The sequence below is a fragment of the Stanieria cyanosphaera PCC 7437 genome, assembly GCF_000317575.1.
Taxonomy (GTDB): domain Bacteria; phylum Cyanobacteriota; class Cyanobacteriia; order Cyanobacteriales; family Xenococcaceae; genus Stanieria; species Stanieria cyanosphaera.
Genome location: NC_019748.1, coordinates 3,724,101 through 3,736,279 on the forward strand (window position 1 = coordinate 3,724,101; position 12,179 = coordinate 3,736,279).

13 protein-coding genes are annotated in these 12,179 nt (G+C 34.3%); 5 read left to right on the forward strand and 8 right to left on the reverse strand.

Going from position 1 to position 12,179, the window contains the following annotated elements; translation table 11 throughout:
- Nucleotides 1–163 precede the first annotated feature (163 nt).
- On the reverse strand, nucleotides 164–1,447 hold the full coding sequence (locus tag STA7437_RS16165; RefSeq protein ID WP_171815458.1) for an energy transducer TonB: 1,284 nt from the start codon (nucleotides 1,445–1,447) through the stop codon (nucleotides 164–166).
- A gap of 178 nt (nucleotides 1,448–1,625) precedes the next feature.
- Entirely contained in the window at nucleotides 1,626–2,909 is a 1,284-nt protein-coding gene (gene dnaN / locus STA7437_RS16170) for a DNA polymerase III subunit beta (protein ID WP_015194462.1), read from the reverse strand.
- 334 nt (nucleotides 2,910–3,243) lie between these two features.
- On the opposite strand from dnaN, the gene STA7437_RS16175 reads away from it, so the two are divergent.
- Nucleotides 3,244–3,492 (forward strand): DUF6761 family protein, encoded by a 249-nt coding sequence (locus STA7437_RS16175; protein ID WP_041620090.1) that lies wholly within the window; start codon nucleotides 3,244–3,246, stop codon nucleotides 3,490–3,492.
- Between the two features lie 116 nt (nucleotides 3,493–3,608).
- On the opposite strand, the gene grxD is transcribed toward STA7437_RS16175, so the two are convergent.
- The 3 genes from grxD to STA7437_RS16190 form a co-directional block, all read right to left on the reverse strand.
- Nucleotides 3,609–3,932 (reverse strand): Grx4 family monothiol glutaredoxin, encoded by a 324-nt coding sequence (grxD, locus tag STA7437_RS16180; protein WP_015194464.1) that lies wholly within the window; start codon nucleotides 3,930–3,932, stop codon nucleotides 3,609–3,611.
- A 79-nt stretch (nucleotides 3,933–4,011) separates the two neighbouring features.
- Nucleotides 4,012–4,272, reverse strand: a complete 261-nt coding sequence (locus STA7437_RS16185) for a BolA family protein (protein WP_015194465.1) — start codon at nucleotides 4,270–4,272, stop codon at nucleotides 4,012–4,014.
- Between the two features lie 74 nt (nucleotides 4,273–4,346).
- Nucleotides 4,347–4,934 carry a hypothetical protein gene (locus STA7437_RS16190; RefSeq protein ID WP_015194466.1) on the reverse strand — a complete coding sequence of 196 codons (588 nt, stop codon included), beginning with the start codon at nucleotides 4,932–4,934 and terminating at the stop codon, nucleotides 4,347–4,349.
- A gap of 278 nt (nucleotides 4,935–5,212) precedes the next feature.
- On the opposite strand from STA7437_RS16190, the gene STA7437_RS16195 reads away from it, so the two are divergent.
- A complete protein-coding gene (locus STA7437_RS16195; RefSeq protein ID WP_245562041.1) occupies nucleotides 5,213–6,520 on the forward strand; it encodes a phospholipase D-like domain-containing protein in 1,308 nt (435 codons plus the stop codon).
- Nucleotides 6,521–6,643: 123 nt separating this feature from the next.
- Here the strand turns inward: STA7437_RS16195 and STA7437_RS16200 are convergent, their stop codons facing one another.
- Nucleotides 6,644–7,513, reverse strand: a complete 870-nt coding sequence (locus STA7437_RS16200) for a fructosamine kinase family protein (protein WP_015194468.1) — start codon at nucleotides 7,511–7,513, stop codon at nucleotides 6,644–6,646.
- 250 nt (nucleotides 7,514–7,763) lie between these two features.
- On the opposite strand from STA7437_RS16200, the gene STA7437_RS16205 reads away from it, so the two are divergent.
- Nucleotides 7,764–8,516 carry a calcium-binding protein gene (locus tag STA7437_RS16205; protein ID WP_015194469.1) on the forward strand — a complete coding sequence of 251 codons (753 nt, stop codon included), beginning with the start codon at nucleotides 7,764–7,766 and terminating at the stop codon, nucleotides 8,514–8,516.
- Nucleotides 8,517–8,576: 60 nt separating this feature from the next.
- Here the strand turns inward: STA7437_RS16205 and hemJ are convergent, their stop codons facing one another.
- Nucleotides 8,577–9,170, reverse strand: coding sequence for a protoporphyrinogen oxidase HemJ (gene hemJ / locus STA7437_RS16210; protein ID WP_015194470.1), 594 nt, complete (start codon nucleotides 9,168–9,170; stop codon nucleotides 8,577–8,579).
- 103 nt (nucleotides 9,171–9,273) lie between these two features.
- Between hemJ and STA7437_RS16215 the strand changes: the two genes are divergently transcribed.
- Nucleotides 9,274–9,594, forward strand: a complete 321-nt coding sequence (locus STA7437_RS16215; RefSeq protein ID WP_015194471.1) for a cupin domain-containing protein — start codon at nucleotides 9,274–9,276, stop codon at nucleotides 9,592–9,594.
- 3 nt (nucleotides 9,595–9,597) lie between these two features.
- Nucleotides 9,598–11,037 carry a bifunctional orotidine-5'-phosphate decarboxylase/orotate phosphoribosyltransferase gene (locus STA7437_RS16220; protein ID WP_015194472.1) on the forward strand — a complete coding sequence of 480 codons (1,440 nt, stop codon included), beginning with the start codon at nucleotides 9,598–9,600 and terminating at the stop codon, nucleotides 11,035–11,037.
- A 322-nt stretch (nucleotides 11,038–11,359) separates the two neighbouring features.
- Here STA7437_RS16220 and STA7437_RS16225 read toward each other — a convergent pair whose 3' ends face one another.
- Nucleotides 11,360–12,172, reverse strand: a complete 813-nt coding sequence (locus tag STA7437_RS16225; protein WP_015194473.1) for a pentapeptide repeat-containing protein — start codon at nucleotides 12,170–12,172, stop codon at nucleotides 11,360–11,362.
- Between the last annotated feature and the right edge of the window lie 7 nt (nucleotides 12,173–12,179).

The following is a 12,179-nucleotide window of genomic DNA, read 5'->3' on the forward strand; positions in this document are numbered from 1 at the left end:
TAAAATACTATTCTTCTTAATTACTGTTTATCTTTACTTAACTCAAATATTATACTTTGCATTTTGTTACATTTGGCTAATCTTATCTTAAGAATGCGACAAATTGGTTTTTTTGTTGACTTTACGCTCGGTAGAACTTGAGCTTTTTAAAGATTGCTAGATACTACTGTGCTGATGGTTGAGGAGGATTAGCAGGCGGTTTTGCTTCAGGAGTTTGATTGAGCGGTTGAGGTTGAGGAGGATTAGCAGGCGGTTTTGCTTCAGGAGTTTGATTGAGCGGTTGAGGTTGAGAAGGATTAGCAGGCGGTTTTGCTTCAGGAGTTTGATTGATGGGTTGAGGTTGAGGAGGATTAGCAGGCGGTTTTGCTTCAGGAGTTTGATTGATGGGTTGAGGTTGAGGAGGATTAGCAGGCGGTTTTGCTTCAGGAGTTTGATTACCTTGATTATTATTTTCGACTGGCTTAGAATTTGGTTCTCTTTGATTTGAAGCTGGTTGAGGCGGTTTTTCGATATTTTGTGGTTTTTGAGGAGATAAAGGCGTTTCTGGTTTAGTTTCCTGTTCTTTTCTTAAAGAAGGAAGAGTTAAAGAAGGACAAATTTCTGCGTCATACTGATAGTTAACAGTTACTTGATAAGGTTTGGGTTGATTGGTTTGATTGTTGAATTTGCGATCGCTTAAAGCTTGACTCGCTTGTTCGTTAAAAATAGGATATTCTGAGCCTTTAATCAATTCCAAAGCCAATACTTGACCACTAGCATCAACTACCACTCCATAAACACTTGTTCCTTCTAAACGACGAATACAAGCATCACGGGGATAAGTTCCTTCAATCACCATGATTTCTGGATTGACTGTTTTAATTTGATTGAGCCAAGCGACATAATTTTTTCTGGCATCTTCATCAGTACTGCCACCTTCTTTCTTCTGCAAACTACTACTTAAATCACGCACATTTTTATTTAGTCTTTGCTGACGTTGTGCTGCAATTTGCTGAGAATTTGGTTGTGTTGCTGGTTTTTCTGGCGGTTTAGGTTGAGGTTGAGGAGGATTAACTTCAGGCTTTTGAGCTTCTGGAAGTTTTTCTGGCGGTGCTTGGATAGTTGCTGGTGGTTTGATTGCTGGATTTGTTTGAGAATCAGATTCTAAAGGAGGTAAAGGCGGTGGTAAAGGTAAAGAAGAGAAATCACCTATAGGTGGTAATTTGATATCAGTACTTGGTAAAGGAGGAAGAGGCGGTAAAGGAGGTAAATTAAAGTTTGGTGGCGGTGGTAAAGGAATAGGTACTAAATCTGGATACAAATTGCCATTAGGTCCAATACTAGGTGGTAAAGCAAATGATTGAACGCCATTGTCTAAAGGCGTGGTATTAAATTCTGGTACGTCTAGTTCAAGATTTAAATTAGGTAAACGAGCTTCTTCTTCAGGAGTTAGTTCGATTACAGGCACATTAATTCTTCCAAGTGGATTTTTATCTTGGAGCGAAAAATTAGGTAATCCATACTTATAAACTAAAAAATGAAGTATTAAAGAGACAAATAAAGCTATATAAGTTGGATTAATTATTTTACTTGAAAAATTATTTAGTCTAGATTCGTAAGACATACCACCAGCAAGGAATTTTAATTTAATTTCTAAGTTGTACAGGCATTACTAAATAAGTCATTTTAAAACCACCTACAGGAGTAAAAATCACAGGTTGATTCCATTCATTCAATTGCATTTTAATTTCTGAAGCAGGCATTGCTTTTAGTCCATCCATTAAATATTTAATATTAAAAGCAATATCAATACTTTCACCAATTATTTCCGCAGGTAAAGCTTCTTTAGCATTGCCTACATCTCTAGCATCAACAGAGAGAAATAACTGTTGAGCTTCACTATCAAGACTAAATTTAACAACATTATTTTTTTGAGCTAAAACTGCTACCAATTCTAAACTATTTATTAGTCGTTTACGATCTACTATCATTTGTCGACTAAAATTACTTGGAATTAATTGATTATAAGCAGGATAAGAACCTGTTAATTTCAAACTGCTTAAACGTTTATCTCCTAATTCAAAAATAACCTGAGTTTCATCAAAACTAAATTTAATAGTTTGATCTGCTGGGCTATTAACTAAAATTCTTTCTAATTCTCTTAAAGCTTTAGCAGGAATTGTAACAGCAAAATCTTTAACAAGATTTGTTGTTTTTGCTAAGGATTCTTCGGCTGATGTAGGTTCTACTTCAGAAGTTTCTGGAACTTCTAAAGGAGTTTGTACTACTGCTAAACGATGACTATCGGTGGCAGCAAATTCTAAACTATCTATCACAAAATCATCTTTCTGGGTTTTAAAATGAATACCTGTCAAAATTTGTTTTGATAATTCGGTACTAGCAGCAAACAAACAGCATTTTAAACCTTCTGTTAATGCAGATACTGGTAGTAAAACGGTGCAAACATTTTGTTCTTCTATATTTAATTCAGATGATGCGTTTTCTTCTTCAGTATTAATAGTAGGAAGTTCAGGAAATTCTGAAGCATCAATTCCAGAAAGTTGATATTTTCCTGAAGGAGAACTTAAGATAGCAACAATATTTTGTTCGCTTCCTAAAGTAGCATTTGATAAGCTATCTTCAACAGAAGTATTTACATCTAAGTTAATTTCCATTTCTGGTAACTTAGACACAATATCGTTAAATAGTTTAGCCGGTAAAGTAATTGAACCTCCTTCACTAACTTCAGCATTAAAACTTGTCCGAATTGCTAAATTTCCATCAAAAACAGTTAAACTGACTTTTTGAGTTGTGTCATCGGCAATAACAAGTACATTGCCTAATACCAAAGGTTCGGGACGAGAAGGAACTATTCGACTTACCAAGGACAAATTGCTATTAAGATCGCTTTGACTACAAATAAGTTTCATAAAAAATAATTATATAAATGACTAAATTTTAGTTCAATTGTATTATAAAAAGAGTTATTCAAAGCATCATTTTATTAGAATCATGACAATTGCTTCAAGTTCCACAAAAAAGCTGCAATAGAGAACAAATTTCTAAAAATAAAACAAAATTACCCCAATCTGAGCTTTGTTAACTAGGTAAAATAAATTTATAGTGAAACAATTTAATCCAATTCACACAAACTAACTCAAGATCGCAGTTTATATATAAACGCCTACTCTAACCAAGACTATTTTCAATAGTTTAATTAAAATTTAATTTTTCTGTATAGCTCCAAACCAGGTAAAAAAAATGATGCTCCAAAATAGTCAAACTATACGTTATTACCAAAAACTCACCGATGCCATGGTTGATCTATGGCAAAGAGGTTATCGTTTTGAAGAAATTAGAATGTATATGGAAGGTTATCTTGCTTGTCTGCGACATAGCAATAACATTGAGGCATATCAAATTAATCGCTTAGAAGAAGAAGCATTTCGATTTCTTCGCGATCCTTCCAATTTTGAGTTATCGATGCCCCAACCAGAATCAGATTATTATTAGCTAAATAAAAGGGGTGGTATTGATTAGTAACCATTTATATAGCAATTTACTAGCTCAATTATAATCGCTAAGTATTTGGTACTGTTCAATTTGCTTCCCCTTTAAGTAAACGGTTTTTAAGAAGCGAGAGCTACTTCTACCATTTGTTGCAGTTCACCACTTTGATAGAGTTCAATCATAATATCTGAACCACCGACAAATTCTCCGTTGATATAAACTTGGGGAATAGTAGGCCAGTTAGAATATTCTTTAATACCTTGACGAATTTCCAGATCTGCTAGTACATCTACTGTTTCATAGGGAACACCTAAAGTATTAAGAATTTGCACTACATTATTAGAGAAACCACATTGAGGCATTAGTTTTGAGCCTTTCATAAAGACCAAAATTTTGTTGTTATTAATTAATTGATCGATTCTATCTTTTACGGCAGTACTCATAATTCCTTTCCACAAATTGAAAAAACTACAAAAAAATTTTCAGCTTGATGGTCACTAATACTATAAACTTACTTAAAATTTAAACAAGTTGACCTGTTGCTTGCCAAGCTTGAGGAGTGTAAGTTTTTAAAGCTAGAGCATGAATAGCTTCCGATGCCATTGCTTCTTGTAATGCTCCATACACAAGTTGATGTTGTTTAACTCTACTTTTTCCTTCAAATTCAGCAGATACAACGATCGCTTCAAGATGATCACCACCACCTGTTAAATCTCTTACTGTTACTTGAGCATCAGGTAGCTTTTCTTTGATCATTGTTTCAACTAATTCCAAGTTAATCATAAACTTTCCTTGATTGAGATAGCAATTACTTCAATTATTTTGACGTATTTAACTAACTCGAAGTTAATTAAAAATTACTTAGTGGAGTTGGAAGTAGGGAAAGCATCTTCAACAAAGCCAATTTCAAACAATTGTTGATAAGCTTTTTTACCTAGCTCAGTGGTAGGATTTTGAGATTTAACTACCTGAATTAATAATGGTACAGATAACTCTGGTTGATTTTGTGCGCGATGAACTAAAGCTAGTTGATAGGTAGCTTCATCTCGCATCTGTCCAGTTTCCAAAGCTTTTTGTCTTTGTCCTTCGGCGATACGGTTGTCAATTCCAGAGAAACTATCAAAAAGTTGAAGGTAAAAATTAGACAATTGATTAAAAACTTGACGAGCTTTTTGCAATTTTTCGGCAGCAACATCATATTGTTCTGCTTCAATCGCTGTTTTGGCTTCAGACATCAATTTTTGACCTCCTTGAAGACTCAAAATACTATCTGCTTGAGTTAGAGGACGAAGATTGTTAGGGTCAGATAAATCTTCGGTAGGGGGTGCTGAGGGGTTTTCTGGGGTGGGTTGTGCTTTGAGTGAAGGAGAGATTATTAAAATCGAGGCTAGGCTTAAGCAAGTTAAAAAACTAACTTTGAGGCGATTAATCTTGAAAGTTAACATAGTCTATCTTTACCTAATTTAGGCTTATCAACAAAAGCGATTAGAGCTTCAGGTATCTTATCACCTCGACTATGTTTACTGTCTACTTTGGCAATTGTTTGAGCAATAATTATTGATTTAAGAGTTATGATGGTTGGTCGTTTGTTAATAGTTTAATTAAGACTTAATTTGATTTTATTTAAACTAATTTGTCTATGTCTAAATATTTAATAATTTATTGCTTGATTTTATCTAGTTTTGTTTCAGCTTGCCATTCAAGTAGTTCTAAAACTATTAATTTGAAACAAGATCAATTTATTCAAGTTTATTTTAATTATCAAGCGGATTTAGGCAATAGTTATACTGATCCTTATCGTAAGATTACTCGACCAGGAGATGATTTAGAAGCTGTTATTTTGAAAGAAATTAATGCTGCCCAATCTAGTATAGATTTAGCTGTACAAGAATTTAAACTACCTAAAATAGCTAAAGCTTTAGTTCAAAAATATCGCTCAGGAGTTAAAGTCAGAGTTATTTTGGAAAATAACTATAGTCTTCCTCTTAGTCAATTAAGTTTAACAGAAGTAAATCGACTAGCAAGTCGCGATCGCTCTAAATATCAAGATTTTTTAGCTTTAATAGATAGTAATCAAGATGGAAGACTTAGTAATTCTGAAATTGCTCAAGGCGATGCTTTAATAATTTTTAAAAATGCTGGTATTCCATTAATTGATGATACTGCTGATGGTTCAAAGGGCAGTGGTTTGATGCATCATAAGTTTATGATTATTGACCGCAAAATTGTTTTAACTGGCTCGGTTAACTATACTTTAAGTGATATCCATGGAGATTTTACTAATCTTGAAACTAGAGGTAACGCTAATAATTTATTAGTAATTAATAATCAACAATTAGCTCGATTATTTACAGAAGAATTTAATTATATGTGGGGTGATGGAGTTGGCGGAAATTTTGATAGTTTGTTTGGTTTAGCAAAACCTTATCGTTCTCCGCAGCAACTTGTTTGGAATGATACTACTGTAGAAATACAATTTTCTCCTACTTCTCCTAGTAAAGATTGGGAACTGAGTAGCAATGGTTTAATTGGTAAAACTATTAGCAATGCGGACAATTCTATTGATTTAGCTTTATTTGTTTTTAGTGAACAAAAATTAGTCGATTTACTTGCACAAGCGCAACAAAAACAAGTTAAAATTCAAGGCATATTTGAACCAGAATTTGCTTTACGTTCTTACAGTGAAGTATTAGATATGTGGGGAGTTGCTTTACGCGACCGCTGTAAATATGAAGCCAATAATAATCCTTGGAAAAAATCAATTAATACAGTAGGAATAGCTCAATTAGTTAAAGGAGATAAACTGCATCACAAATTTGCTGTCATTGATCGCAATACAGTAATTACTGGCTCACACAATTGGTCAGAGGCTGCCAATTATAATAATGATGAAAATCTTTTAATTATTAAAAATGCTACCGTTGCCCAACATTTCCAACAGCAATTTAATCTACTTTACGAACAAACTAAATTAGAAATACCTCCTTATTTTCAAACCAAATTGGCAAAACAACAGCAACAATGTTTTTGAATAAGTAGCTCTAAACATTAAATGATAAGGAAAGAAAAAAGGAAACAGAGAATACAGTTTATTAGTAGATTTTAAGTTTAATTAGATTGACTTACTTAATGGCTATCAGTTATCAATGAACAATCAACTATCTTTAAGAATTTGAGAAATCATTCGATTCGCTTGCGAACTGTAGCCACCACCAAATAAATTAAAGTGATTGAGAACGTGATAAAGATTGTAAATCGTTTTTCGTTGTTGATAACCTGAATCTAACTGCCAAAATTGATTATAACCACGATAAAAAGCAGCAGGAAAACCACCAAATAATTCTGTCATTGCCAAATCCACCTCGCGATCGCCATAATAAGTAGCAGGATCTAAAATTACTGGCTGACCATTTCTAGTAACCGATGCATTTCCTGACCATAAATCCCCGTGTACGATTGACGCTTCTGGTTGTCTGTCAGCTAATTGTTCTCTGACTGTTTCTACAACTTGATTAGAATCGGGAAAACTTCCCCCACGACGTTTAGCCAACTTCAACTGATAACCAATTCGTTGTTCGGCAAAAAAATCTGCCCAATTATCCATCCAATGATTAATTTGAGGAGTAGAACCAATTGTATTGTTTCTTTCCCAACCAAACTTGTCAGTAGTTCCCTTTTGATGCATGGCTGCTAATTGTTTTCCCATTTCTGACCAGGCTTGAGAATTACCACTTCCTAAATCTAACCATTCCAAAACTAGATAACAAGAATTACTAGCTACCCCCCAACAAATCGGTTGCGGTACGATAATCGTGTGCGTTGCATACATCTGTTCTAAACCCAAAGCTTCAGCCACAAACATTTCTATTTGAGAAGCTTGATTAAGTTTGACAAAATAATTCTTACCATTGCCACTTACTTTGTAACCTTGGTTAATACATCCACCGCCAACCGAGCGAGTATTTTCTATCTCAAAACTATTTTCTGTCGCTTGGGAGATTGCTTTTGCTATTTCTTGCCACATTTTTAGAGTAAAGGATTATTTGAATTTTAAATTATAAAACTTAGCTTTGAATATATTAAACTAGTTTGTTTGATTAAATATTTATTTAATTTCTTTGCTTGATTAATTGAAATTAAGCAAATTATTACTATGATTTTATCAATAAATATTTAGTTATAGATGAATTTTTTCTCATAAAACTTTCATGAATGATTTAAGTTTAATAACTACATTAGTTAGTGTTTCCTGAAATAAATAAGTGAGTTTAAATATGGCTTTAATTCCTGGAACTGCTGATGATGATTCTTTAGTAGGAACAAATGGTAACGATAGTATTTTAGGTGGTGAAGGTAACGACACTCTCAATGGTAGAGATGGTAATGATAGTATTCAAGGACAAGAAGGAGATGATTCTCTTCTTGGCGGTAATGGAGTAGATAATCTCAACGGTGGGGAAGGTAACGATACCCTTTTTGGACAAGCTGGTAACGACCGCTTAGATGCTGGTGAAGAAGGCAACGATTTTCTCGATGGTGGTGCTGGTAATGATACTCTTTTTGGTGGTGAAGGAAACGATACATTATTAGGTCAAGCAGGTAACGATATTCTTCAGGGTCGTGAAGGTAATGATACCTTAACTGGTGCTGCTGGTTCTGACTCTTTAGTGGGTGGAGAAGATAATGACTATCTCACTGGAGGAATTTCCAATGACACTCTTAACGGCGGAAAAGGAGATGATACTCTCATTGGTGGTGCAGGTTCGGATATTTTAACTGGCGGTGAAGATGATGATATTTTTGTTTTAGCAAGAGGAGAAGGTCAAGATCAAATTAGAGATTTTGTGTTTGACCAAGATCAAATTGCTTTAGCAGGAAGTTTAACTTTTGGACAAATTACTATTACTCAAAGTGGCAAGAATGTTTTAATTGGTACTACAGATAGTAATGAAGTTTTAGCAACTGTTCTTAATGTTAATGCCAATCAGTTTGATTCAGATAATTTTATTAATGAATATGATATTTAGAAGACAACTGGAGTAGAGACGTAATATATTACGTCTCTACACTAACGAACTGCTGAATAATTATTCAACTGAAGTAGATGCTAACTCTGGTTGTAACTCGCTTTGGGCTAATTTTTCTTTATCTTTGCGACGTTTTTTTGCATAGAGTTGAATGCTAGCTACCATCGCAATTACTAAAGCTACAATCAACCAAGTTGTTAAATCAAGAGGAAGATTATTTTTAAATACTGCTAGCAAGACAATTAAAACTAGCATAATTGTAGGAGCTTCATTTAAGGCTCTAAATTGTTGTCCTGTCCATTTACATTCATCTTTGGCTAACTGTTTCATAATTCTCTTACAGTAGTGATGATAGCCAATCAGAAGTAAAACTAAACCTAATTTAATATGTAGCCAGCTTGACTTGAGAATTTCTGGTTCAGTAGATATTAAACCGATCGCCATTGCTACTGTTACCAACATTCCAGGTGTGGTAATGATATTGTAGAGGCGTTTTTCCATTAATTCATACTGTTTTTTTAAAATAGTTCGGGCTGGTTCTGGTTCTTGGTATGCTTCTGCATGATAGACAAATAAACGCACTAGATAAAATAACCCTGCAAACCAGACTACTACGCCGATGAGGTGAAATGCTTTAAACCAGTAATATGCCATTTTGTTTACTAAAGTAACTTACTCACTATTGAGTGAGTTTAAAGTTTTATTTGGTTGCAAAACTTAATACGCAATAAAATTTTAGATCTAGATATCTTTAAATATGGCAAATATTTTTCAGCTTCCTAGTTCCCTTCCCTCAGAAGAGTTGTTTGAATCTTTGCTGAAGAATGATCGGGTTTTAATTGAAAGAATTATTTCAACAGGACAAACTACATCACCAGGAGAATATTATGATCAAAATCAAGATGAATGGGTAATTCTTTTACAGGGAGAAGCCGAACTTAGTTATGAAGATAATTCCCGAATCAAACTAGTAGCAGGAGATTACGTCTTTATCCCTGCTCATCAAAAACATCGGGTTGATTATACTAGCATTACTCCTCCTTGTATTTGGTTAGCCGTTCATTGTGAAACATCTTAAACTATGAATTTTTTTACTAAATTAGAGGAAGCGATCGCCCGAAATCGAAGTTTGTTGGTAGTAGGACTTGATCCTAATCCTGAAATGCTTCCAAAAGCTTATCTTCAGGGCAATCCGAGTAATTTAATGGCTGGTTTACAAGCTTGGTTACAATGGATCATTGAACAGACTGGCGATCGCGTTTGTGCTTATAAACCTACTTTGGGTTTTTATCAGGCGTTGGGTGTAGCGGGATTAGAATTACTCGATTTAGTTCTGGCGACAATTCCTTCCCATATACCTGTAATTTTAGATGCCAAACATGGCGATCTCAATACTAGTACAGTTTTTGCTCGAACTATCTTTCAAAAATGGCGAGTTGATGCAGTTACCTTAACTCCCTATGCAGGACAAGATCATGCTGCACCTTTTTTGGTTTATGCGGATAAAGCAGTTTTTATTCTCTGTCATACTTCTAATCCTGGCGCGATCGCTTTACAAGAATATCCTACGTCAGATAATCCTTTTTATTTACAAGTAGTTAGAGAAATCCAATCTTGGGGTACTTTAGAGCAACTTGGTTTAGAAGTAGGGACAACTAACCCCAATGTACTAAGAAAAATTCGTGCGATCGCTCCTGAAAGAATCATTTTGCTACGGAGTATTTGGGCAGAAGGAGGAGATTTAAAACAAATTCTTCAGGCTGGTTTAAATCAAACTGGAGATGGTTTATTAATTCCTGTTCCTCAAGATTATCTGGCTCAAACTAATCTTGCTGAAGCAGTTGAGCATTTAAATCAGGAAATCAATTTAACCAGAGAGCAAGTAATTAAAGAAGGTTCTAGTTGCCAACTTTGGACCACTAATGTTTGTTTTCTTCAGCAACATCCTCATCAAGACTTAATTTTACAATTATTTGATATTGGCTGCCTTTTATTTGGGGATTATATTCAAGCTTCTGGAGCAACTTTTTCTTATTATATTGATTTAAGGAAAATTATTTCTAATCCTCAGATTTTTAATCAGGTTCTCAATGCTTACGCTGAAATTCTGCAAAATTTGACTTTTGATCGCATTGCAGGACTTCCCTATGGCGCATTACCTACCGCAACAGGACTCGCTTTAAACCTAAATTATCCGATGATTTTTCCTCGTAAAGAAGTAAAAGCGCACGGTACTCGTCGTGTCATCGAAGGTAACTTTGATCCAGGAGAAACGGTTGTCGTAATTGATGATATTCTCATTAGTGGCAAAAGTGCCATCGAAGGCGCAGCAAAATTAGAATCAGCAGGATTAACAGTCGAAGATATTGTTGTTTTTATCGATCACGAAGGCGGAGTCAAAGATCGATTAGCACAGCAAGGTTATCGCGCTCATTCAGTCTTAACTATTTCCGAAATTACAGAAACTTTATCTCAAGCAGGTCGAATTACACAAGAACAATACGATGCTCTGCAAATATAAAGCTTTAATCTGAAGTCCGCTCTTATTACTTCTAGAGCGTTACGCATATTGCCGTTAAACGTGACTATACTATAGCACTACGGAGAAAATATCAAATATTAGGACATTTTGTATAGGCGTGTCGCTGACACGTCTAAGCGCTTTTTACTTTGCTCTTTTGCGATCGCAAAAAATTGAAAATTAGTAGGCTGTTTTAAAAACTTGGATCAAATAAAAATTAAATGAATTTGAAATAAGAAGAGATTGTGTTGATTCTGCTTTCAAAACTTGTCCTAATGTATTTACGTAAAGTTATAATAATTTTAATCGTAGCTATTAAAAATTATCCTTTTAATTTTAATTTACTTTGTAGTGCCGTATCGTAAATAGCTTCTTGCCAATTAATTGCTGTCTTAATTTGTGTAGTATTTAGATTCTCAACACCAAAAAATTTAGTTTGTTTCAGATTAGCATCTCGCAAAATCGAATCTGTAAAATTCACATCGCCAAAGTATGCTTGCGAAAGATTAGCCCTGACAAAATTAGTTCCTAACAGATTAGCTCCGACAAAATCCACATCTTGTAATTCTGCTTCAATAAAACTAGCGTAACCCAAATTTGCACCTGTTAAATAAGCACTTTTAAGGTTGGCATTATTGAGTTTGGCTTCAACCAAATTAGCATGACTCAATTTAGCATGACTAAGATTAGCATAACTAAGATCTGCACCACTTAAATCAGCATAACTAAGGTCAGCATAAGCCAAATTAATTCCTCGAAAATCTGCTTCTGGTGCATTTAAACCACTCAGACTAACATTATCTTCATTTAAATCTTGTAATGCTTGTAATCTAGCGTAACTTGTTCTTAAACCATGAGCCGAATCAATCACTTTCCAAGCTTCATAATGAGCTTGTTTGTTACGTTCAGGAGTCTCTAGGACAAATAATAATACAGCTACTAAAATACTAAAACTTTCTACTACATTTAATAATACAGACTCTCGAATTTGACAGATTAGCCAAGATTCTAAAGGAGAACAATTTTTATCAGCCCCAAAAATCGCTTCAAAAACTAAAATAAGGGCAATTAACAAAATTGTGCCAAAAAAAGCAACGATAACGCGAGCAAAAATACGTCTTATGTGTTTTTTCATCTCATAT